Genomic DNA, 23,103 nt, shown 5'->3' on the forward strand with positions numbered 1-23,103 from the left:
AGAACCTACCTGTGTTTCAGCACGTGCGCAAATCAGCTGTGTCAACCGGTTGACACGCACTGCTCGAACCGTTCCCCAACAAGGGGTCACTAACGAGTCGATTGGAACAAGCCAGTAGGATATCAAGTCGTTTGGTGTCCTGCCATTTACGACAGGTGCTGGCCAGTTGTTCCAACTCATCATACTGCCAGAAGGTATAATCCTGCAACCGAACCTGCAACTTGCGCGAACTGAGCCGCGCATCTTTCAGCAAGCGGCTCCGGACGCCATCGGGCAGGCTCATCAGCCGAAGCGCCACCGTTTGCAAACCAACGATTCCTTCAGCAGGGAGTCTTAATGTCTGGGCTACTTTACCTAACTCATCGGGCCGCCAGTGCGCCGCATTCTGCCGACGGCGAGCAAGTACACTGTACTTGACCAGTAACATATCCCCTAGTTCCGAGCAGGTTAACGCCCGTTTGTCTAAGGCACGCAGAATGGCCGCCCGGCTATTGAGGTACGCTTCAATGGGGTAAAGTAGTTGTTCGATACGCATAAGGAAAAGAATTAGAAAATCTCTGTTAAATGAATGTTGATCAGTGTTCCCAGACTACTTACTGGACCTTCCCCGATGCCTCGTAACGCTTGCGAAGGTGTTGGGAAAGGCAGGTTTCCTCGCATGGGTTGATGCCCGCATCCGGCCAAGCTGTACTTGCGCGCACAGGCCGTCTGGCAAGGCACCGATCAGGACGACTGAGCGGATCAGTCGGAAGGCCGGACCACCGAACAGGTTGTCATGTGGTTTGTCCGTGTCGAGCACAGGGATTGGTTGAAAGAAAAAGTGGCAAGTAAGGCAGATGACGTCAGGTACATTAGCGAAATGGGTACGTATCGGTAAAGAAAAGGGGCTCGGTGGCCTGTACCTCCAGGCCGCATCCCAAGCGCAATAGGCGCAGCCATAATCGGCCCATTGGGGTGGTAGCCGCGGCGTCGGGGTTCAGCCGTTCTATCCGTTGATGGTCTGACGTACATATGGAGGACGGTGCCGTTTCGCTCTGGAGTAAGTCGGGATAAGGGACCACATAACTTTCCCAATGAGTTAGGCTTTCTGGATCGTCGCCCCAGTCACGCGGATGCCTGAACGTAGCGTCATTGACAGTGGATCGACCAGCCGATAGTCCCTTTTGCTGGGGCGTATGGGCTGGCGGGTCAATGGCATCGAGCCAGTAACCGGGAGCCGTCAAAGGCGTAATTTTAAACGGTCTAGCCAAGAGTTGTATCTGGGTTAACTAAGTTAAGGGTTAAGCATAAGCAAGCCCATAAACAGGGCAGTTAGTGAGTAGCCGCTGGTTCTTGCCATCGCCGCTACCGGAGATATAGCTTTGGTAGCAGCTAGTGACAGGTAGTACTAACAAGCGAGCTAGCTGTAGAGGATAAGCCTTCTAAGCTTATGCGATCAGACAGCTAAGCGCAACGGACGAGACTGTTACACGATGATAGGTAAGAATAAAGGCTGGTACGTCTGGTCATAGGAAGGCAGGCACCGTCTCTGACTTGTTGAGGGGCGGTAACTTAGTATGGCCCAAACGTACTAGCACTGGTTTCAGCTGCATAGCATTGGTCATGCTGTACACAGAGTGCCTCTTGCAAATTGCCCGGCAACTTTAGGGGCCAACCAGACACGCGCTGCCTTTATACCATCAACAGGGAGTTTACCTACTTAAACTGGCTAGTAGAACGACGTTAACTGATCAGGCCACCAAACCCTAGTCCGTATAACCGTATTGAGTATTTCTGTCAGAAAAAAAAATCTATCTCAACGCGCAGTTTGCTATCTTATACAGGCTGTTTTAGAGCTACCAACGACTGGTTTCCTACCTGTGTTGAGGCCCGATCTTACTTAGTTAGTAAATGAAGTGGCAAGGATAATGCTGTAGACTGGGGTTCCACGGGATTCAATGACCTGCTCACCAGATGAACAAGAGTCAGAAACGTATGCCTTACCCTTAATAAGTAGTTTACTACCATAAACAGCGGGTCTAAGCGGCTTTAACGCAAAACTTTATGTCTATAAAATAAGTAGATAGTAGCTTTATAGTTTGTGAATAGTACCTATATTTACCCTTACCCTGTAGTTTATATTGGTTCCTTTGCCCAACTACGTATGAAAATAAAGCAGTACCTGGTCATCGATGATACTGAGTCAGATGTCACGTACCTGAAGAAATACCTCGATAAGTTTGCGCTTTGTCAGTTGGCAGCCGTAGCTACCACCGTGGAAGCAGCTATCGAGATCTTGCATCAAAAACCCATCGACTTAATTTTCCTCGACATTCAGCTAACAAGTCAATCGGGGTTGGCGTTGCTAAAATCAGGGGTCGCCCTGCCCCCCGTCATTATTATCAGCGCTTATCCAGAATATGCCATTGAGAGTTATGAAATTGGTAAGGCGGCCGATTACCTGTTAAAACCATTTACATTTGAGCGCCTGCATATTGCCATAACCAGAGCCTTACAACTGCAGCAAACGACAAACTCCCTGGTTGAGCCGGATGCCATATTTTTGAAAATGGGCCGCAAGATACAGCGCTTCGATTTTCAGGCCATCGATTATGCCGAGGCCTTCGGCATCTATTCCAAACTTTACGTGGGCGATCAGATAAACCTGGTCAATGAACGCCTTTCTGCCCTGACCCGGCTGCTTCCCTCACAGCTGTTTATGCGGGTGCACAAGTCCTATTTGATCAACATCAGTAAGATTACCAGTTATGACCGTCATAATTTATGGCTGGGCAAAACGAAAATTCCCATTGGCATCTCTTTCCGTCCTCAGTTGGAGGGTTTACTTGCCCTATTTGATACTTCCAGCGAGTAGCTAACGGTGTAGGTGCTGTTACGCTGCCCGCGGCTGATCAGGGGATACGGACACGCTGCCAATTAAGGTAGGCGAACACCCGCTTTAAGTACAATTATTCCGCTGTTTAGCTAACTTTTTGCCAAACGGTACGGAGCCAGCGGACGTATTGCGTTGATAAAAGGTTGAGCAATACGTCTACTGGCTTAGGGGCAGATCGACCACCGGCTATTACCTACCCCGCTGACCTTCGACTCGTTAATCCGCTTTAGTGACGCACCGGTAGGAATGGCCAGGTTAGCAAGCTAGCACTACCTAGCCAATCGGTTGCCGTCTATAACCCGGTAGACAACGGTATTTATATGATAGACACTAACCTGAGTGATGAAGACCTGATCCGAGCCTACCTTTACTCGGAACCCAGTCGATGTTTTGATGCACTTTATCTGCGCTACGCTGGCAAAGTGTTTGATCGGTGTTTCTCGTTAACCCGCAATGCAGAGCAGGCGCAGGATTTCACCCATGACATCTTTATTTTGGTCTTTAACAAATTGAGCGGTTTCGAGTACCGTTCCCGGTTTTCAACCTGGCTATATTCAATCTCATTTAATTATTGTCTGACTCAGCTCCGGCGGGACCAGCGGCTAAAATTTTATCCCTTAGAGTCAGTTAATAGCCACTACATAATGAATACGGCTTTCTCACCCTCAATTGTCGATGATCCGCTCGGCCTGATTAATCAGGCATTAACCTTGCTTCCTCTTCAGGAGCAGCGTCTGATGAAGCTCAGGTATGAAGCAGGAATGAGTATTGAGCAAATTACTCAACTATATGGCCTCAAGGCCAGCGCCGTAAAAATGCGTCTGAACCGGACTCGCAAGAAGGTGCTGGTTACCTGCCAGCGGTTAGCCAACTCTTAGACAAGTGGTGAGACACGAATTTTTGTACCATGCACTTACCTGGAATTGCCTTGAACGATGATTTTGTACAAAATGGCAGAACTCTCCTAATCTGGTTCCTAGCGCCGTTTTGTGACACAATATGGCCGGCTTGATGGCATTAAATCCCGAATTCGGGTTGATACCGAATAACTGGGCAACGGTCTGGTTGCCCGTCACTTATTTTCGTGCAGGAAACGTCATGTTATTTCGTAGCTGTATGCGCTTAAAGAACAAGAAAAACCGGACCAATTATCATCCCTTCTGGGCCTTAATTACCGTTTTTGTGCTCTGGCTGTTACTGCTTATAAGCCGTAATAGGCAAACCGCGGCCCTGGCAATGGAAACCTGCACGGTAAGGCCGATCCCCGCTCAAACTCCGCTCGACAACGCCAACGCGTCCTGGTACCACGGGCGTTAGCTACGGGCAGGCTGCCCCCTTATAAACCGGAGATCGCTACCTAGTTGGCGTCTTCGTCGGGGCCGTCAAACAAGGCCAGTAAACTCGCCAGGTGGACGCGGTAGGTAAATCCGATGGGGATCTTGGTTTTGTTTACCCACAGATTTTGCCGGTCGAGGCTGGCAATTTTATTGATGTTAACCAGGTAGGATTTATGCACCCGCACGAACGAACGGCCCGGTAGCCTTTTGAGCAGAGCCGATAGCCGTTCGTTCACCACGCTGGCCTGCTCACCCACATATACCTTCGTATAAATGCCAAAGGCTTCAGCGTAGTCGATGGCAGGATAGTTGAACCGCTGAATCCGGCGCCCCATTTTCAAAAATATGGCTTCCTCGTCGAAGGTGAGGTGCATGGGGGCCGATACAGGCAGCGCGCGGGTAACGGCCTGAAGCAGCCGGTCGGGGGTGAAGGGCTTCACGATAAAATCAGCAACCCGGCCTATTTCGTAGCTGTCGACGGCATATTCAGGGTAAGCACTGGTGATAATAGTTGGCGGCAGCACCACCTTGGCCCGCAGTAGGGCCAGGCCTGATTGGTCAGTAAGCCGCATGTCCAGAAAGACCAGATCAATGGGTTGGATAGCCAGGATACTGATGGCTGTTTCGAGCGTAGTGGCGACGGCCGCCGCTTCCAGGAGCGGAAATTTGTCAAGCATACCCTGGAGTACCTCAACATCAGCTTCGGCATCATCTACAATTAGGTATTTCTTCACATGCATAGCGAATGGGGAAAAGCGGCAAAGCCATGCCAATAATACAAACGCCCGCGAACATTATTCTTGCCAATCTGTCCGATTTCAGTCCGTTTTATCGCAGAACGGGAACATTTAAGTCCCAATTCATGAGTTGGAAGTTACTCTTGGTGTTAAAAAAAACCTTGTTCGTATCAGTTTAAGGTGACCTACTATTGGCGAACTCGCCCTGTTTCGTGGTGAAACTTTTTCGTGTTGGTAAATCGCCCCATTCAGGTTATCAAACAGCCCAATCAAGACAGTTGCAACAATCTAGCCCAGAGCGCCCGCTCGTTTGTCGCGGTTCTTGCCAAGCAGAGGGCAGTGGCTATTGGTCGGCAACGCCCTGGTCTTACCGGTAAGTGGGATGACACGACCAAACGCCTGCGCACTCACCTGCCTACCCCGATCGGCTCCCTACCAGAGCCATGTTTAGAGGGAACGTATATCCCTTACCGTTCATAGTTATCACCTGATGAGTACTTCTACCAAATAAATTAACCAGCACGAACACAATGAGAAAACTGATCTACCGACACATTGGACTGCGACGCCTCGGAGGGGCAGCCTCCCGACTTCTTTTGGCTATGCTTCTGCTCGCGGGCGCAACCGCAACCTATGCCCAGGTAAAAATCGGGGCCAACGCCAAGACTATCGGTAGCGCTAGTAACCTCGAAGTGGAAGCCGCCAATGGTAATAAAACCATCGTGGACAAGGCCACCGGGCAGGTCACCATTCAGGACGGGACGCAGGGAACCAACAAGATTCTGACTTCGGATGCCAATGGCGCGTCGAGTTGGCAGCCGTTAGCCAGTCAACCCTCGTTTCCAATTAAGTTGACCAGTTTGTTCAACGGGTTAATTTTACCCAAATCGAATTTGCCGGGAAATGTCTCGCCTGCCTTAAATACGCCTACCAGTGCGACGACGACAAACGGAATTGCTTACACCTACACGATGCTAACCAACCGAGCTGCCAGTGTGTCATCGACGCAATATTTGGCCCCACTCTGGACCGTGAAATATACGTTTATTACCAATATCTTTTCCAACGGCAGTGTGGCAGATATGATCTTGCTTCTGCCTCAAAATACAACTGGTTTGCCTGATAACTTTTCGGTAAACCTCATTCAGAAAACAGCCAACACGTTAACAATCAGTATTGTCAGGACGGATGGAGGGGCGAATGGTTTTTACGGTTCGGGAGGAGATTTCCTGTTGGACCTGGTCGCATTTAAGCTATAAACTGTTTCTCCCAACACTCCTCCTTTCCGCCGTTCCCACTGGCACGGTAAGGGAGAGCTTTAGTCAACCTGCTTTTCAAACCCATTGTCGATCAAGGACATGAACCAAATGATGGCTAGATATAGGTGGCCGGGTTTGGGTCAGGGGCAGTCTGGTTGAAACCGGGAGAAACGAGTGGCAGAAACACAGCATTTTGCCGGTTCAGGATGAGGTCCTTGATTTTGCAAAGGACGAAAACGATTCGCGTAGCCAGCGGAAGCCAGGGGCGGCATTCTAGTTCGATTCCACAATAGGCAAAGCATGGACAAATAGCCAATCGAACGACGTAGGAATTTCCAGAAAGAGCAAACATTTCTGGCGGCTACCACTGGCATAAAAGGCATAGCATTTTTTTAATGATGAAGCCCGCGACAAAACAACAGGGAGAAACCGCTCCGACAATGATACACCACCATCCGATTCCCTTAAACGAATGAAACGACTGCTACATGTAATTCTTCTGCTGTCGGCTATGGTTGGGCTGGTCCAGGCCCAGCCTATAACTAACATCTCGGCTACCGTGCAGGTACACCCGGCGGGTAAAATGGCCCAGTACAGTAGCCTAACCTTCAACGCGGGCTACGTGATTACGCCCCGAAGTGCCCCCAACGCCAACCTCAGTTTTCGGCCCGGCAGTAGCTGGGCCGGGGCTTCAGACGCCAGCCACGTCAACGGTTACGCCGAAGTCGTTGGCTCGTCGGCCTTTACGTTTCCCATCGGCAACGGCACTACCCTGCGAACGGCGGGGATCACGGCCCCCGCGTCAGGTACGTTTCAGGCGGCTTACTTCGGTACAAATGCTGCGTCGGCTACGCTACCTCTGGGCGCACCCTTCAACACGGCCAGCCTGGGCACGGGCGTATCGGCGGTCAGCACGGCGGAATACTGGGACGTAAACGGCCCCTCGGCGGTGAACATCACCCTGAGCTGGAACCCAGCCAGTGGCCTCGGTTCGCTGGTGGGCAGCACCCTGGCCAACCTGGCCATTGTGGGTTGGGACGGCAGCAAGTGGGTGAACCTGGGCGGCACGGCCACCGGCACCCTGAGCGGAACCGGCACCATTGCGACCACCGCGCCCATTACGCCCGATACCTACACGGCCTATACGTTTGGCAAGCTCACGACTACCACGCCCCCTGCCACCACCTGCGGCATTGTGATTCACGGGCCAACCAATGTGGAGGTGCTGCCGGGGGGGCACATGGCCGTTTATTGCGACGTAACCTTTATCAGTGGCGATGTTGATACGCCCCGCCCTACGCCCAACGATAACATCACCTTTATGCCCGGCACCGGCTGGTTCGATGCCTCGGATGGTAGTCACGTAAACGGCTACGTGGAGAAGGTGGGCAATACAGCCTTTACCTTCCCCGTGGGCGATGGTACGGTGCTGCGCCCGGTGGGTATGTCGGCCCCGGCAAGTAGCACCTCGACGCTGCAGGCGGCTTATTTCAGCACTAACCCCTCGTCAGGTACGTTGCCTACGGGTGCCCCCTTCGCCACCACGAGCCGGGGCATGGGCGTGAGTGCCGTGAGTCCGGTGGAGTATTGGGACGTGAACGGCAGCGAACCCGTTGACCTCACGTTTACCTGGAATCCGGCCAGCAACCTCAACACGCTGACGGGCGGCACGATCTCAAACTTGATCATGGTGGGATGGGACGGGGCAAAGTGGGTGGATCTCGGTTCGCCCACGACTACCGGCACCCTGAGCGGCACCGGCACACTGAACGTAACGGGCATCACGCCTAACGCCTATACGGCCTACACGTTTGGGGCGAAAGGCACGACCTGCCCTAACCCTTCAGTGGGCGGTACGGTGGCCTTTGCCGGTTCGCAACCTCTATGCAGCACGGCCAATACCGGCACACTAACCTTGAGCGGCCAAACGGGCAACGTACTGCGCTGGGAAACCAGCACCGACAACGGCTCAAGCTGGACCCCGATCACCAACGCAACGGCTTCGTTCAATTTCACCAACGTAGCCAACAACCAGCAATACCGGGCGGTGGTGAACGCAGGGGGGAGTTGCGCCGATGCAAATTCCACGCCCGTCACCCTAACTACAAGCGCGGCAGCGTGTTCGGCAGTGCTGAACTGTGCCTTTGCGGAGGCTGTGATCTCAAAATGAGAGCTACCCTAACCCCGCAACCCTCGCCGGAATGCCGATTATAAACCTGATTTAGAACAACTGTCCCTCTGGGGCACCACAATAAACACAAATGAAAACCAACCAATTCTCTCTTTTTCTGGCTGGCCTGATGCTGGCCCTGTTGACTACCCTGCCCAACGCAGCCCGCGCCCAGGTAAAAATTGGCACCAACCACAACACCATCGGCCCCAGCAGTAATCTGGAAGTGGAAGCGGCCAATGGGAATAAGGTGACCATTGATAAAACCACTGGTGCAGTAAGCGTCTCGGGGACGTTTGCGGGCGACCCATTGCAGGTTACAGGCGTGAAAGAAGGACAGACCTCGGCGGCTCAAACCCTGATGATTACCGCCGATGGGTATGTGCAAAAGGCACCTGCCGCTGTTTCGTTGCAAACACGGTTTATTGCCTCAGCAAATCAAAATCCAAGCCAGACATACACTGGTCCTACTCCACCACCTTATATTACCATTGATCTCAGCTCGATTGATTTTGAGTCGTATCCTGGCAGTGTTGATTTGACGAACAATCTAATCAAGGTTCCGCGTGATGGCTATTATCAGGTAAACGGAACACTGGGTGTCACGGATGCTCCCGCTGGTCAGACGATATCGACCTGTATCTATTACAAACGAAACACAACTTACATTGGAGAAAACTGCATCCGGTCGCATACGAATGGCCGCCAGTCAGGCTCGTTTTCTATTGTGCTTTACCTGAACGCTAATGATACCATATCAGCAGTATTAGCCAATTCATTTGCTAATACGTTGACATCTAAAGGTGTAACTAGCCCCTCTATGCTTCAGGTTATTGAACTGCGATAACTAATCCCTCGCATTTCCGGCCTTTTCCACCGCTCCACTGTGGCGCGGGTAAGGGGATGGTTTGTTTCACCACCTATTTTCAACGCTTTGCCAATCAAGGCCATGAACCGAGGGATGAATAGACATAAATGGCCGGGTTTGGGTCAGGGATGGCCCGGCGTTCCGGTTGGTGCAAACGGATTCACGACGATCAACCCGGCAATGGCCTGGAAATCGGAGACGTTGCGGGTAACGAGCGTGAGGTTGTGGACGAGGGCCGTGGCGGCAATGATGGCATCACCGAGTTTGATTTTGTGGGTCTGCTTGATAGCAATGGTTTGTTGCACAATGACAGCCGTTAGTGGAAATAGGGTAGACCGGCTCACGAACGCTTCGACCAACCGGCGTTTTTCAGGATTCGGAAATCGACCTACTAGCTCTATCTGCGTAGCCACCGACAACCTGGGGCCAGCATCCATGACAGCCAGAACAAACGGCAGGGTATGGTCAGGCAGCACACCGTCGAGGAAGTAAATAGCGATGTTGGTGTCGATCAGGTAAGCGGTATCGGCCAGGTGGGTCGGTCCCATTCGTTGCGGAGGGTTTGGAGTTGGTGGTCAATTTCTTCGATGGTCAAACCACTTTTCAACGAACCGTAGAACTGATCGGAGAATGACGGCTTATCGCTGTGTTGCAGCGTGGTTTCGGGTTGCGTTTCCTCGTCTACACGGACGTGCTCGACGAAATCGAGTGATTTCACGATTTCCAGAAAGTAAGTTATTTTCTGACGGCTGCTAATATCAATGTGAACAGTCATAGCATTTTTTGATAAGGACCATGACAAAAATACGAAAATGGGGTGGAATCGCCGCCCAAACGGTACACAACTCAATTCCCCTAAACGCATGAACCGACTGCTACACATACTTCTCCTCCTGCTGCTGTCATTCACCGGCGCACTGGCCCAAAGCACCCTCTTTGGCGATATGGAGGTGCATCCGGGCGGCAAAGTCGGAGTCTATAACTCGATGACACTCAACAGCGGCTACGTGATTACGCCCCGGCAGATGCCCCCGTCGAATATCGCCTGGCAACCGGGCAGCGTCGCCGTGGGTGGCTCCGACGGAAGCCACGTGAACGGCTATGCCGAAACCACCGGCAATACGGCCTTTAGGTTCCCCATCGGTAACGGCACCACCCTGCGAACGGCGGGCATCTCGGCGCCCGCGTCGGGGACGTTCTCGGCCGCTTATTTCAGCACCAACCCCTCGTCGGGTACGTTGCCCACGGGCAGTCCCTTCAGCACGGCCTCGCTGGGGTCGGGGGTGACGGGGGTGAGTCCGGTGGAATATTGGGACATCAACGGCCCCTCGGCCGTGCAGCTAACCCTGAGTTGGGATGCCAACAGCAGCCTCAACACGCTGACGGGCAGCACCCTGAGCAACCTGGTCATAGTGGGCTGGGACGGCAGTAAGTGGGTAAATCTGGGTGGTACAGCCACGGGCACGCTCTCTGGCACGGGCACCATCACCACCACGACGGCCGTGGTGCCGAACACCTACACGGCTTACACCTTTGGCTCGGCCACCGGTTGTGCTGCACCCTCGGTCGGGGGCCTTGTTACCTATCGCGGGCAACTGCCTCTCTGCATCAGCAGCAATGCGGGCAGCCTGACGCTGACGGGCCAAACCGGAGCGGTGACGGGCTGGGAAACCTCCACCGATGGCGGCACCACCTGGTCGGCCCTCAGCGGAACAGTGGGTAAAGACTACTATTCATTCGTGAACGCCCAGAACAACCAACAGTACCGGGCCATTGTGAGCAACGGGTCGGGTTGCCAGAGCGCGACGGCCACCGCGGTCAGCATCACCACGAGCAACACCGCCTGTACGTCAGGGAGTTGTGACAAGGCAGCGGGTATTGTTTCGATCAACACGGTAGCCCAGACGACCGGCTCAAACCTGACCCAACAGGTGATTCTGACCGATGCCAGCGGCACAATTCGGTTTTTGTCGGTTCCCGGCAACTACAGCATCAACAGCGTTACGGCGGGCGATTACCTGGCCTATCAGGTTACGTTCGACAATACGCTCACCCTGCCCACGCTGTCTGTTGGCACAAACCTTACGGCAGTAGGCGGGGCTTGTGTAAAATATTCCAACCAGTTACCACTAAGGGTTTGCGCTCCGCCAACGGTAGCCATCAGCGGCCCGGCCCTCAATGCGGTGGTTACCACGACTAACCCGCCCATCACCGGCACGGCCACGGCGGGCAGCAGCGTCACGATTACGGGCGGCCCCGGCTCATCGGGCGGCCCCTGCGTGGTCACAGCCGCCAACGATGGAAGCTATACGTGTACGAGTTTGACGTTTGCCAGCGGTCCGGCCACGGTAACGGCCATCGCCAGTAACAGTGCGGGTGTATCGAGTCCGGCGGTAAGCAATTTCTCGGTGGTTGGTTGCCAAACGCCGACAGTGGCGGGTACAGCCTCGTTTACGGGGAACCCACTGTGTAGCGTGGCCAACGCTGGCACCGTCACCCTGACAGGCCAAACTGGCGCGATTGTCCGTTGGGAAACCTCCACCGACAACGGCGGGACGTTTAGCCCGATTGCGAACGCCACCACGAGTCTCTCCTTCACCAACGCCCAGAACGGGCAACAGTATCGGGCGGTACTTCAGAACGGCGCATCGTGCGGACTAGCGAATTCAGCTCCAGCCACGATCATGACGAGTTCGGCAGCGTGTTCGACAGATTGCGCGGTGCAAGTAAGTGTAATCACGAAATAAACGAACCAATAACAATCAAATGAAAACGAATCAATTCTACCTTTTTCTGGCCGGCCTGCTGCTGGCCCTGTTGACTACCCTGCCCAACGCGACCCATGCTCAGGTAAAAGTCGGTTCTAATTACACCACCATCGGCCCCACCAGTAATCTGGAAGTGGAAGCGGCAACGTCGGGGACGGCTACAACGGGTAACAAGTTTATGGTGAACAAAACGACCGGGCAAGTGACCATTCAGGATGGAACGCAGGGACCCGGTAAGGTGCTGACCTCCGATGCCAATGGCGGGAGTAGCTGGCAATCACTGGCTACCCAAAGGGTTCCAGAAGTGGTTTGGATTGGGGAACAGTCGAGTGCCGATTACCTCATCACTACGTTCAACAGCACTTTTGATGTTTTGAAAGACCGCATTCCCTTAGTCCCCCGACCCGGTTCACTGCCGGGCTATGATGCAACAACAAAAAAGTACACGCTCCAGGCAGATGGTTATTACCGATTTTATATCGGCGCATACATGCAGGGAACCTTGCCAGCAGCAAATGCTCCGAACACCAGTGCTCGATTGTATTTGCAACCAAGTGGTGCTTTACAACAATTCGATAACATCACTAATGGCTCTGGTCCAGTTCTATCTCTTTTCTGGGAAGGATATTTTGCAGCGGGTACTACGGTCAATCCATATGTTATCTCTTTTGGCTCGAACCAAAATGTGATCGTTAGAAAAACCTTCTTATCCATCACCAAACTGTTCTAAACCCCTTGGTGAAATACGGTTGGGCTATTTCCCTAATCCAACTCCCCCGCATTTTCGGCCCTTTTCTTCCGCATCACCATTGGCGCGGGTAAGGGGATGGTCTGCTTCATTGCCTGCTTTTTGGCTGGATACCACCGCTATAGTCCCGTACATGTCTCGCTCCTTGCCCGGATTTATATTGACATACTCATTATTATGAACCGATTACTCTACTTACTCCTCTTCGGCTTGCTCTCCGTCGCCACCGGCCATGCCCAATCTACCGGAAGCGGTATCTTCGGCAACGTGGGGGTGCATCCGGGCGGCCACGTTGGGGTCTATAATACCTTGACCGCCGTGACGGGCTACGTGGTTACGCCCCGGCCCTCACCCACCAGCAACATTAGCTGGCAACCCGGCAGCAGCCACAACGGGACCTCCAACAGCAGCCACGTGAATGGCTATGCCGAAACCACCGGCAATACGGCCTTTAGGTTCCCCATCGGTAACGGCACCACCCTGCGAACGGCGGGCATCTCGGCGCCCGCGTCGGGGACGTTCTCGGCCGCTTATTTCAGCACCAACCCCTCGTCGGGTACGTTGCCCACGGGCAGTCCCTTCAGCACGGCCTCGCTGGGGTCGGGGGTGACGGGGGTGAGTCCGGTGGAATATTGGGACATCAACGGCCCCTCGGCCGTGCAGCTAACGCTGAGTTGGGATGCTAACAGCAGCCTCAACACGCTGACGGGCAGCACCCTGGCCAACCTGGCCATTGTGGGTTGGGACGGCACCAAATGGGTGAACCTCGGAGGCACGGCCACGGGAACGCTTTCCGGCACCGGCACCATCACGACCACTACGGCGGTGGTGCCTGGTAACTATACGGCCTATACGTTTGGGGCGGTGAGCGGTGCCACGCCCTCAGATACCGATGGGGATGGGGTGGCCGATAATGTAGATCTGGACGACGACAACGATGGTATTCTGGATGTTACGGAAGTAGCCGCCACGAATTTTGTGTATGACTTTTTTAATGGGGGTACACAACAAACCTATTCCAGAGCAGCGATTGATATTACGACGCAGGCCTGGCTTGATGGCCGGTTGCTGGGGGTGGGCTTTTCCGGCTTGCGAAACTACGGTATCTATCTGCCGGTTGGTGGCGGGAACATTCTGTATCAGGAACTCCCCAGTTCGGCTACGCCAACCGGAGGAACAACGGGTAGTTTTGGGGCCGGTAATATTGTTAACACGCTGGCGGCTGTCAATGCCGGCACCTTCCTCGGTGTTGGATCAAACACAAGTCAGGTATTCGGTTTCTTCCAAAATGGATCGACCATTCAGGCCGAAAATCTTACGGGTCTTGGGCCCCTGACCACGTTCACCAGTGCCAATGTTACAAATACGCTGGCGGCAAAAGCGGCTGGCAACCTACTGGCTATCACCGTTGACCCAAATAGCGGGTCGAGTTTTGCCGTTTACAAGTCTGGCGGTACGCTGGCCTGGGAACGACTCAATGATGGTGTTACCGGAACATTTCCGGCTGGCTTTTCAGCCGCTACGATAGCCGCCTTCAACAAAGGAACCTTGCTGGGGATAGATCATGTGGGCACCGGAAATGAGGTAGCCATGATTTACACGGGCGAAGATGTGGATAACGACGGAATCTGGAACTACCTCGACCTCGACAGTGACGGGGACGGTTGCCCGGATGCCCTTGAGGGCGGAGCCAATTTTACATCGGCCAATCTGGTCAACTCGACTATGGCGGGGGGCAGTAGTGGCGTAACCGCTAACCTCGGCAACAACGTCTCGTCGGCTTCGGCCACGATGGGCGTTCCGGTGATAGCCGGGTTGGGTCAGACGACCGGAGCCAGCCAGAACTCAGCTATTAAAACGGATTGCAACCCCTTGTGCGCCACGCCTACCGTGGGCGGGCAAATCAGCTACGCGGGCAACCTGCCCCTCTGTACCAGCAGTAACGTGGGCAGCCTGACGCTGACCGGCCAAACCGGAGCGGTGACGGGCTGGGAAACCTCCATCGACAACGGCGCGAGCTGGTCGGTGTTGAGCGGCACATTGGGCAAAACGGCCTATACGTTTGTGAACGCCCAGAACAACCAGCAATACCGGGCCATCGTGAACAACGGCAGCGGTTGTTTGTCGGCTACGGCTACGGCGGTCACGCTCACCACGAACAGTTCGGCGTGTCAGTCAGTGAGTTGCGACAGCCAGACGGGTAGTTTCTCGATCAACATCGTAAGTCAGGCGGGCGGCAGCAACATCACCGCGCAGGTGGTGGCCGTTGACCTGAGTGGTATTATCCGGGAGTTTTCGGCAGCGGGCGGCAACAGCGTAGCCGGTCTGCCCGTGGGCAATTATCAGGTCTATCACGTCACCTACGACAACACCCAATCGCCTATACCCAACATCAGCGTTGGCACGGCTGTCTCGGCGGTGGGTGGTGCGTGTGTACGCTGGTCCAACGGGCTGGCGTTTCGGGTTTGCCCGGCCCTGCCCACCATTGCCATCACCGGCCCGGCTCCAGGTACACTGGTCGCCGTGACCAACCCGCCCATTACGGGAACCGCTACACCCGGCACAACGCTGACGGTAACAGGTGGCCCTGGCACCACGGGTGGCCCGTGTGTGGTAGTGGCTTCCAATACCGGAAGCTGGACCTGTACGAGTCTGACGTTTACGCCTGGCTCGCAGACGGTCACCGCCATTGCCTGTACCTCAGCGGGTTGCGGCACGGCGGTCAGCAGCTTCACGGTTGTGAACCCATCGCAACCCCCCATTACCAACGGCGATATTGCCAATACCAATGTAAACCAGCCTGTTACGGGCAATGTGCTGACCAATGACCGCGACCCGCAGGGACAACCGCTCACGGCTTCGTTGCTGAGTCAGCCAACGGCGGGAACGGTGGTGCTGAACCCTAACGGAACCTATACCTACACGCCCCCAACGGGTTTCACTGGCACGACAACGTTCTGTTATTCAGCCTCTAACACGGCTGGCCTGAGCAATTCGGCCTGTGTGACAGTGAACGTGAACCCGGCTTCGTCGGTGGTGGCCAACAACCGGCCCGTTGCTAACAACGACAATACCCAAACCACAGCGGGACAATCCGTGACAGTAGCGGTATTAGCCAACGACACCGACCCGGATTTGGCAACGAGTCTAGCCGGGCAGTTCAACAATCCAACGATTTTGAGTCCGCCCGCGCAGGGAACGGCGGTGGTGAATGCCAATGGCACCATCACCTACACCCCGCCCACTGGGTTTACGGGTGTCGTCAGCTTTCCGTATCAGGTTTGTGATAGAGCGACGCCCGCACTGTGCAGCACGGCTTTGGTAACGGCGAACGTGCAGCCCACTCCGCCCACCGGAACGACGCTGGCGCCAACTGCGGTCGACGATGCACTGTTGACGACGATTAACACGCCCAAAACCGGCACGGTAGCCGCCAATGACAGCGATCCGGCGGGTTTACCGCTCACGTACACGGGCGGCCAACCCACCAGCGGCACGGTGACGATGACTCCCACCGGGTCATACACGTACACGCCCGCCCCGGGTTATGTTGGGCCGGACAGCTTTACGTACTCCGTTTGTAATTCGGCGGGTAAGTGCAGCATCGCCACCACGAGCGTGAACGTACAGGCGCCGACCAATCAGCCGCCGGTGGTGATCCCTGTTCCGGTGGTGACCGACCCCGGCAAACCCGTGGTAGTGTGTATGCCCATCAGCGACAGCCCCGGCGATACTCACACGGCCAGCGTCTGTAACCAGCCCGCCAGTGGTAACCTCGCGGCTGCAGTCAACAATACCACCCATCAGGTGTGCCTGACCTACACGCCTACCAGCACCTTCAGCGGCCCGCTGACGGCCTGCGTGAGCGTCTGCGATGCGGCCGGTACGTGTACCACCGTAGTAGTCCCCATCACCGTAATCCCCGTCAGCCCCACGGCCGTAACCACCCAGCCGCCGGTTGTCGTGGTGGTGCCGGTGGTCACGCCCAAAGAGATACCAGGCGTGGTGTGCCTGGACATCAAAGACCCCAACCCCACCGACACCCACTCGGTGAGCGTGTGCAATGCGCCCTCGTCGGGTTCGGTCACCGCGAGTATTGATAATGTGACCCATCAGGTATGCTTAACGTATACACCTCGATTGGGCAGTGTGGGACCGGATCAAATCTGCCTGACGGTCTGCGATCAGGGTGGGTTGTGCGAGACAGTGACGGTGCCGGTGTTGATTGTGGACCCAACCCCGCCCGGCCCCGCACCGAAGCCGCCCGTAGTGACACCCGTGCCGATTGTGACCATCGACAAGCCGGTGACGGTTTGCACGGGCATTCTCGACAATGCGGGCGATACGCATACGGCAAGCCTTTGCGGACAGCCCGGCAGTGGCACGGCGAGTGTGGTGGTTGACAATAACAGCCATCAGGTCTGTGTGGTGTATGTGCCGGGCAGTGCGCCGGTCAACACCAGTGTGTGCATCACGGTGTGCGATGGGGGAAGCCTGTGCAGCAATGTGATCTTCCCCGTCACGGTGCTGCCCGCCAACCAGCCGCCCGTAGTTACCCCCGATTTCAACAATGTGCTGGTGGGCATTCCGGCCACGGGCAACGTGCTGACCAACGACCGCGACCCCGAAGGCTCTCCGCTGACGGCTAGCGTGATCGGTACGCCACCGCCCGGCCTGGTGCTGTCGCCCAACGGGTCGTATACCTACACGGCTCCGGTCGGCACAACGGCCCCGGTGACGGTTCCGGTGCAGGTTTGCGACGGGGCCACACCCCCCGCCTGCGCCACCACCACGCTGACCCTGGTGCCAGTGCCACCAACGACTCCCGGCGTGAACCGGTCACCCGTGGCTAACCCCGACAGTCCGCGCACTACGGCGGGCGTATCGGTAACGACCAATGTGCTGGGCAACGACCGCGACCCGGAAGGCTTGCCCCTGAGCAAGCCCACGATTGTGAGCGGCCCCACCAACGGCACGGCCCTGGTGAACCCCGATGGCACGGTAAGCTACACGCCCAACCCCGGCTTTACGGGTACCGACAAGCTGGTTTATCAGGTGTGCGACACGGGAACGCCCCCGGCCTGCTCAACGGCAGTGATGACCATCGACGTTGACCCAACTCCGCCAACCGGCACCACCAACACGGCACCGGTAGCCATTGACGATGCGCTACTGACGGCGCCTAATACATCGGCAACGGCAACGGTAGCGGCCAACGACCGCGACCCGCAGGGCCAGCCCCTGACCTTTACGAGGCTCACTGGCCCCACGAATGGGACGGTGGTATTCTCGCCCACGGGCAGCTACACCTATACTCCGGCCCCGGGTTTTGTGGGCAGCGATGGGTTTACCTACCAGGTCTGCGACAACGCCAGCCCGGTCCTGTGCAGCACGGCTACGGCCCACCTCACGGTGACCAGCCCGGGCCTGCCCACGCTGACGGTAGACCCACCAGCCGGCCCCGGCCCACCCGACCAACCTATTTCGGGAACGGCCACGCCGGGTAGTAAAATCGTGATTACCGGCCCCGGCAATGTGACCATCTGCACCACTACGGCCAGCAGTTCGGGTACGTTCGCCTGTCCGGGCAGTTTCACCAGTCCTGTTACGACCGTTACCGTTACCGCTTGTAACCTAGTTGGTTGCGTGAGTGAGCCCGGCACATTCTCGGTAGTTCCGACGGTGAGCATCGTTACGCCAGCGGTGAACAGCACGGCCACGCCCACGCCCACCATCAGCGGAACGGCCACACCCGGCGCAGTCGTAACCATTACGGGTGGCCCCGGCTCAACGGGTGGTCCGGTCAGCGTGACGGCGGGACCAACGGGCACCTGGTCAACGTCAGCCATCACGTTCCCACCGGGACCGGGTTCGGTTACGGCAGTGGCCCGCAACGAGGGCGGCACGAGTACGCCCGACGTGCATAGCTTCACGGTGATAAGCGGTGCCGGTACGGCCCTGCTTAACGTTCGGGTGCTGTTGCAGGGGGCGTTGCTCGGTGTGAACAGCGGAACCCTGATGCGCGACGATCTGCGGACGGGTGGCTACCTGCCTCTGACCACACCTTATTCCGTTTCGGTGAGTCCGCGCTTCGGCCAAACGGGCGGTGGCGGTGGCGAGACTACCACCCCGGCGGTGCTGAGTGCCAACGCCGGTACGTCCAACGCCATTGTAGACTGGGTGCTGGTTGAACTACGTAGTCCGGCCAACCCGGCCCAGGTGGTGGCAACGCGCTCCGGGCTGCTACAACGCGATGGCGATGTGGTGCTGCCCGCCGATGGGACATCTCCGCTGACATTTACGGGCCTGACCGGAACGCAGTACTACGTGTCGGTGAAACACCGGAATCACCTCGGCGTGATGACCGCAACGGCCCTGCCACTGAGTGCAACCGGCACACTGGCGGACTTCACCACCATGACCGACGGGCAGGTGTATGACAAACCGACGTCGGGTACGATCAGCTACGATGGGGCAGAGATGGTGACGGTAAACGGCAAACGCGCGCTATGGGCGGGCGATGCCAACGCCGACGGGAAGGTGAAGTACATCGGCGGAGCGTCTGACCTGAGCCAGATTCTCAACGATGTGATTACGTTCCAGGGGGCCAGCTCCAACCCGGCCTACAACTATGACTTTGCGTTCGGGTATTTCTATGGCGACCTGAACCTCAACGGTAAAGCCAAGTACCAGGGGTCGGTAAACGACCCGACGGTGGTTTTCGACAACGTAATTGTCAATTACCTGCTCAATACGCAGCAGTTGTACAACTACGATTTCATGGTCGAGCAGTTGCCGTAGGAATTGGGGAGGTGTCAGGCGCAACCCGGCGTGCCTGATACCTTCCTACTAGTTGCGTAACGAAACACACCCTACAGGTTAATAAACTGCCCGTTGGCGACAGTTGGTCCCGTTTGGGTAGTTCGATTGACCAGTTTGTCAGGCGATTTGCATTGGATTAACCTAACAATGCATTGCTGCCGGACCAGTTCCATGCAGATGCGTTTTAACTCAAATTAGTATCATGAAAACCCTCTTTACGTGCATAGTACTCTGGCTGGCCGGTATATCGGTTTACGCCCAGAACCAGATTGACCTTACCCTGCGCTACAATATTGCGCTAAGCCGCTACGAGGTCTATGCCCGCCCCACGTTCTCACAGACTGATTTTCTGTGGGGCAGTTCGCAGATCTCGGTCGTTACGCCCGGGTCAGTTGCCAACGCGCCGTTTGTGGTCAGCAGCCTGGAAGCAGGCGGCTGGGACGATAACTCACCTGTATACGGTCCCACGGCTGCTCCAACGCTCGATTTTCATGGTATCGGCTCGTCGGGCAGGAAAATTACGCTCGTGGCCAACCAGGAGAAGCTGCTCTTTACGTTCACCCTGCCCGGTGGAGCCTGCGTGCCGGGGCTTCGGCTGTTTGTGAATGGCTCCGACCCGGCTTCCAACCCGCAAACCATGCCCGGGGATTTTGCCAACGTGGTCTATGCTGCCGGGGTGGCGGCCAGCTATTACCGGGTTAACTATGCCAATACCGGTACCACCTGTACGGCCTGTAACCTGGTAGCCCCGTCGTTGAGCAAATGAGTCATTGTTCCCTGCGCCACTGGCCGTTGCCACTGGTTGAACGACTACCGAACATGACACAATTTCTAGCCACACTAGGCGGAGTGCTACTGGCACTGCTGTTACTACCCCCCGATGCCGCGGCTCAAACGCCCCCCTGCGACTACACCACCACTACCATTACGCTCAACAGCGCAGGTGGGGCGGGTGGTGGCACGGTGCGCTACGTGCTGGCCGACGAGACGGGCCAAATCCGGCAGGTGAGCAGTACCCCTACTTTTAGTGGCCTCACTGGCAGTCACAGCTATACCGCTTTGGCGATCAGCCATGATGGAACGGCCACCGGCTTAACGGCGGGCAATGCCCTGAGCGCGGTGTCGGCTTCGTGCTATGCCTGGTCGGCTCCGCTGGTGCTGCGGGTGTGCGTAGCTGACCCGGATTCGGATGGTGACGGCGTGACGGACACGAATGACCGCTGCCCCGGTACGCCCCTGGGAACGCCCGTCAACGCTTACGGCTGCCCTAAAACGACGGCTGTCTGTAGCTACACCACCACAACGGTTACGCTCAATGCGGTTGGTGGATCGGGCAACGGAACCGTGCGGTATATACTGGCCGATTCGGTGGGCATCATCCGCCAGATCGGCAGTACGCCCACCTTTAGTGGTCTGACCAGCTCTAAAACGTACATGGCTCTGGCCATCGCGCACGACGGAATCGCTACCGGCCTGACCGTTGGGCAGTCGCTCAGTGGCGTATCGGCCAGTTGCTATAACTGGTCAGACGCGCTGGTGCTGAAAGTCTGCGTGGACAACGACGAAGATAAGGACGGGGTGATTGACGGGAACGACCGTTGCCCCGGAACGCCGTTGGGTATGCCCGTGAACACCTACGGCTGCCCAACGTCGTTGACGGTCTGTAGTTATACCGGCACGAGTTTCAGCCTGGTTAGTGCCAATGGGGCGGGCGGTGGCACGGTACAGTATGTGCTGGCCGATTCGGTTGGAACGATTGTGCAGGTCAACAACCAGCCCGTGTTTAGCGGCCTGACCCGCAGCAAAACCTACATGGCCCTGGCCATCAGCCACGACGGATCAGTAATGGGCCTGACGGCGGGCAATGCCCTGAGCGCGGTGTCGGCCACGTGTTTCGACTGGTCAGACGCGGTGGTCGTGCGGGTCTGCGAACCCACGCCCACAACCTGCGACTATACAATCGGCGATGTGATTACCCTGAAACCGACGGGCGGCACGGCACCCACCGGCACCCTGACGCGGTATGCGCTGGTGAATGCCGCCGGTCAGATCATCCGCCTGGAGCCAAGTGCCTCGTTTGCCACCAATGGGCTCACCCCCGGCCCATACACGGCCTACGCGCTGGTTTATACCGACGATGGCAGCTTAGTGAATTTGCAAACGGGGCAGTTACTGACAGCAGTGCGGGCCAACTGCCTGGCTCTGTCGGCCCCATTGCCCCTCAGCCTGTGTCCAGCCTGCGCCGTAACGCGGTGTATACCGATCATGGTGACGAAAGTGCGCTAAAATCGAACCCCCGAATGCGCTCGGTGGAAATATTTAAATAGGAACCAAAACCAGTAAAACTAATGAAAATTAATCAATTACTAGGAACGCTCACCGGCATATTACTGACAACATCACTCTCCGTGGCTCAGGTAAAAATGGGCGCCAATCCCGGCACCATTGGCGCTTCGAGCAACCTCGAAGTAGAAGCCGCTGCTTCGGGTACGGCTACGACTGGCAACAAGTTTATCGTGAACAAAGTCACCGGGCAAGTCACGATTCAGGATGGTACGCAGGGAACGGGTAAAGTGTTTACCTCTGATGGCAACGGAGCCGGGAACTGGGCGTTTCCAACGGCGGGCGTAAACCTCTACAATGCCGACGGAATCCTCACCGGCAACCGCACCGTGACGTTAGGCGGCAAATCATTGCTCTTTACGGACAGTCAGGCTGGCGGGCCATTTATGGGACTACAGAACACGTCAACATCCAATCTGGCCTATTCTGCTTTCGGCCTTAGAAACGATGTTGGGGGAACATATTTTTTTCTGAACTCAAGTACGCGCACGGGTGATGGTGGGCCGAATACGACGACGCTGCGAAATGATGCTGGGGGGTTGCGGTTGCTGTCAAGTGGTAGCAACGGTATTTCTATCGCTGGGGGGACGGGAGCCGTTACCATAAATGCGGCCACTACAATTCAGGATGGGACGCAGGGAGCAGGAAAAGTGTTTACTTCTGATGCCAACGGGACGGGGAGTTGGGTAGCCCCGGCAGCACCAGCCGTTGCCAGTGTCTATGCGTTTGCTGCCACAACGACCACAACGCCCCGTCAGTCTGTTCCGCAAAGTGGAGGAGGAACTACAGCGTATGAGATGACGTATCAGGCCAGTAATATCAACACAGCCAACGCATTCGTACCGGCCACGGGGCGGTTTACGGCTCCCTCATCGGGGTTTTATGTCCTATATGCTTCGACCCAGTTTGATAATGGCCTGGTTGCCGGGCAACCAAACTTTCTGGCAGCCGGGCTTACGATTGACAAGAACAGAGGCCTCGGCTCCGCTGCCCGGTTAGCCCAGACGTTTTATTTTCCGAACGCACTGATTGTGAGTGCCACCGCTTCGACCATCGTTTACCTGAACGCGGGGGATTATATCAGTGCTACGGTTGGCGCGCAGGTAAGTTCGGGTTCTACGTTTCAGGTCGTATCGAGTTCGTTCTACGGCTACAAGATTGCGAATTGAGGGATTT

General features: G+C 56.0%; 17 protein-coding genes. 11 read left to right on the forward strand and 6 right to left on the reverse strand.

Annotated features, from left to right (window positions below):
* Window positions 1-16: 16 nt before the first annotated feature.
* Complete coding sequence (locus tag ACFE8Q_RS26170) at window positions 17-535, reverse strand: hypothetical protein (RefSeq protein WP_375448408.1); 519 nt, start codon at window positions 533-535, stop codon at window positions 17-19.
* Window positions 536-851: 316 nt separating this feature from the next.
* Window positions 852-1,250: a hypothetical protein gene (locus tag ACFE8Q_RS26175; RefSeq protein ID WP_375448409.1), complete on the reverse strand. Its 399-nt coding sequence runs from the start codon at window positions 1,248-1,250 to the stop codon at window positions 852-854.
* An 830-nt stretch (window positions 1,251-2,080) separates the two neighbouring features.
* On the opposite strand from ACFE8Q_RS26175, the gene ACFE8Q_RS26180 reads away from it, so the two are divergent.
* Window positions 2,081-2,854 carry a LytR/AlgR family response regulator transcription factor gene (locus ACFE8Q_RS26180; RefSeq protein ID WP_375448410.1) on the forward strand — a complete coding sequence of 258 codons (774 nt, stop codon included), beginning with the start codon at window positions 2,081-2,083 and terminating at the stop codon, window positions 2,852-2,854.
* A gap of 341 nt (window positions 2,855-3,195) precedes the next feature.
* Window positions 3,196-3,753: an RNA polymerase sigma factor gene (locus ACFE8Q_RS26185; protein ID WP_375448411.1), complete on the forward strand. Its 558-nt coding sequence runs from the start codon at window positions 3,196-3,198 to the stop codon at window positions 3,751-3,753.
* A 479-nt stretch (window positions 3,754-4,232) separates the two neighbouring features.
* Here the strand turns inward: ACFE8Q_RS26185 and ACFE8Q_RS26190 are convergent, their stop codons facing one another.
* Window positions 4,233-4,946: a LytR/AlgR family response regulator transcription factor gene (locus ACFE8Q_RS26190; protein ID WP_375448412.1), complete on the reverse strand. Its 714-nt coding sequence runs from the start codon at window positions 4,944-4,946 to the stop codon at window positions 4,233-4,235.
* Window positions 4,947-5,551: 605 nt separating this feature from the next.
* Between ACFE8Q_RS26190 and ACFE8Q_RS26195 the strand changes: the two genes are divergently transcribed.
* A complete protein-coding gene (locus tag ACFE8Q_RS26195) occupies window positions 5,552-6,208 on the forward strand; it encodes a hypothetical protein (protein WP_375448413.1) in 657 nt (218 codons plus the stop codon).
* Between the two features lie 115 nt (window positions 6,209-6,323).
* Here the strand turns inward: ACFE8Q_RS26195 and ACFE8Q_RS26200 are convergent, their stop codons facing one another.
* Window positions 6,324-6,560, reverse strand: coding sequence for a hypothetical protein (locus ACFE8Q_RS26200; protein ID WP_375448414.1), 237 nt, complete (start codon window positions 6,558-6,560; stop codon window positions 6,324-6,326).
* A gap of 120 nt (window positions 6,561-6,680) precedes the next feature.
* Between ACFE8Q_RS26200 and ACFE8Q_RS26205 the strand changes: the two genes are divergently transcribed.
* Together ACFE8Q_RS26205 and ACFE8Q_RS26210 are read left to right on the forward strand one after the other, a co-directional pair.
* Complete coding sequence (locus ACFE8Q_RS26205) at window positions 6,681-8,378, forward strand: hypothetical protein (RefSeq protein WP_375448415.1); 1,698 nt, start codon at window positions 6,681-6,683, stop codon at window positions 8,376-8,378.
* A 91-nt stretch (window positions 8,379-8,469) separates the two neighbouring features.
* Window positions 8,470-9,225: a hypothetical protein gene (locus tag ACFE8Q_RS26210; RefSeq protein ID WP_375448416.1), complete on the forward strand. Its 756-nt coding sequence runs from the start codon at window positions 8,470-8,472 to the stop codon at window positions 9,223-9,225.
* A gap of 143 nt (window positions 9,226-9,368) precedes the next feature.
* Here the strand turns inward: ACFE8Q_RS26210 and ACFE8Q_RS26215 are convergent, their stop codons facing one another.
* Both ACFE8Q_RS26215 and ACFE8Q_RS26220 read right to left on the reverse strand, forming a co-directional pair.
* A complete protein-coding gene (locus tag ACFE8Q_RS26215; protein WP_375448417.1) occupies window positions 9,369-9,794 on the reverse strand; it encodes a type II toxin-antitoxin system VapC family toxin in 426 nt (141 codons plus the stop codon).
* Window positions 9,758-10,021 (reverse strand): hypothetical protein, encoded by a 264-nt coding sequence (locus ACFE8Q_RS26220; RefSeq protein ID WP_375448418.1) that lies wholly within the window; start codon window positions 10,019-10,021, stop codon window positions 9,758-9,760. The genes ACFE8Q_RS26215 and ACFE8Q_RS26220 overlap by 37 nt, the downstream gene beginning before the upstream one ends.
* Before the next feature lie 88 nt (window positions 10,022-10,109).
* Between ACFE8Q_RS26220 and ACFE8Q_RS26225 the strand changes: the two genes are divergently transcribed.
* The 6 genes from ACFE8Q_RS26225 to ACFE8Q_RS26250 all read left to right on the forward strand — a co-directional run bounded on the left by ACFE8Q_RS26225 (window position 10,110) and on the right by ACFE8Q_RS26250 (window position 23,096).
* A complete protein-coding gene (locus tag ACFE8Q_RS26225) occupies window positions 10,110-11,993 on the forward strand; it encodes a hypothetical protein (protein ID WP_375448419.1) in 1,884 nt (627 codons plus the stop codon).
* Window positions 11,994-12,012: 19 nt separating this feature from the next.
* Window positions 12,013-12,744 carry a hypothetical protein gene (locus tag ACFE8Q_RS26230; protein ID WP_375448420.1) on the forward strand — a complete coding sequence of 244 codons (732 nt, stop codon included), beginning with the start codon at window positions 12,013-12,015 and terminating at the stop codon, window positions 12,742-12,744.
* A 195-nt stretch (window positions 12,745-12,939) separates the two neighbouring features.
* On the forward strand, window positions 12,940-19,563 hold the full coding sequence (locus ACFE8Q_RS26235; RefSeq protein WP_375448421.1) for an Ig-like domain-containing protein: 6,624 nt from the start codon (window positions 12,940-12,942) through the stop codon (window positions 19,561-19,563).
* A 223-nt stretch (window positions 19,564-19,786) separates the two neighbouring features.
* Complete coding sequence (locus tag ACFE8Q_RS26240) at window positions 19,787-20,350, forward strand: hypothetical protein (RefSeq protein ID WP_375448422.1); 564 nt, start codon at window positions 19,787-19,789, stop codon at window positions 20,348-20,350.
* A gap of 53 nt (window positions 20,351-20,403) precedes the next feature.
* Entirely contained in the window at window positions 20,404-21,870 is a 1,467-nt protein-coding gene (locus ACFE8Q_RS26245; protein WP_375448423.1) for a thrombospondin type 3 repeat-containing protein, read from the forward strand.
* 62 nt (window positions 21,871-21,932) lie between these two features.
* Entirely contained in the window at window positions 21,933-23,096 is a 1,164-nt protein-coding gene (locus ACFE8Q_RS26250) for a hypothetical protein (RefSeq protein ID WP_375448424.1), read from the forward strand.
* The last annotated feature ends 7 nt before the right edge of the window (window positions 23,097-23,103 follow it).

The sequence above is a fragment of the uncultured Fibrella sp. genome (assembly GCF_964250085.1).
GTDB lineage: Bacteria > Bacteroidota > Bacteroidia > Cytophagales > Spirosomataceae > Fibrella.

Coding starts and splice junctions, on each gene's coding strand:
- ACFE8Q_RS26250 (WP_375448424.1), top strand. CDS start 21,933: ATGAAAATTAATCAATTACTAGGAACGCTCACCGGCATATTACTGACA.
- ACFE8Q_RS26210 (WP_375448416.1), top strand. CDS start 8,470: ATGAAAACCAACCAATTCTCTCTTTTTCTGGCTGGCCTGATGCTGGCC.
- ACFE8Q_RS26205 (WP_375448415.1), top strand. CDS start 6,681: ATGAAACGACTGCTACATGTAATTCTTCTGCTGTCGGCTATGGTTGGG.
- ACFE8Q_RS26220 (WP_375448418.1), bottom strand. CDS start 10,021: ATGACTGTTCACATTGATATTAGCAGCCGTCAGAAAATAACTTACTTT.
- ACFE8Q_RS26230 (WP_375448420.1), top strand. CDS start 12,013: ATGAAAACGAATCAATTCTACCTTTTTCTGGCCGGCCTGCTGCTGGCC.
- ACFE8Q_RS26240 (WP_375448422.1), top strand. CDS start 19,787: ATGAAAACCCTCTTTACGTGCATAGTACTCTGGCTGGCCGGTATATCG.
- ACFE8Q_RS26215 (WP_375448417.1), bottom strand. CDS start 9,794: ATGGGACCGACCCACCTGGCCGATACCGCTTACCTGATCGACACCAAC.
- ACFE8Q_RS26170 (WP_375448408.1), bottom strand. CDS start 535: ATGCGTATCGAACAACTACTTTACCCCATTGAAGCGTACCTCAATAGC.
- ACFE8Q_RS26235 (WP_375448421.1), top strand. CDS start 12,940: ATGAACCGATTACTCTACTTACTCCTCTTCGGCTTGCTCTCCGTCGCC.
- ACFE8Q_RS26195 (WP_375448413.1), top strand. CDS start 5,552: ATGCTTCTGCTCGCGGGCGCAACCGCAACCTATGCCCAGGTAAAAATC.
- ACFE8Q_RS26185 (WP_375448411.1), top strand. CDS start 3,196: ATGATAGACACTAACCTGAGTGATGAAGACCTGATCCGAGCCTACCTT.
- ACFE8Q_RS26225 (WP_375448419.1), top strand. CDS start 10,110: ATGAACCGACTGCTACACATACTTCTCCTCCTGCTGCTGTCATTCACC.
- ACFE8Q_RS26245 (WP_375448423.1), top strand. CDS start 20,404: ATGACACAATTTCTAGCCACACTAGGCGGAGTGCTACTGGCACTGCTG.
- ACFE8Q_RS26200 (WP_375448414.1), bottom strand. CDS start 6,560: ATGTTTGCTCTTTCTGGAAATTCCTACGTCGTTCGATTGGCTATTTGT.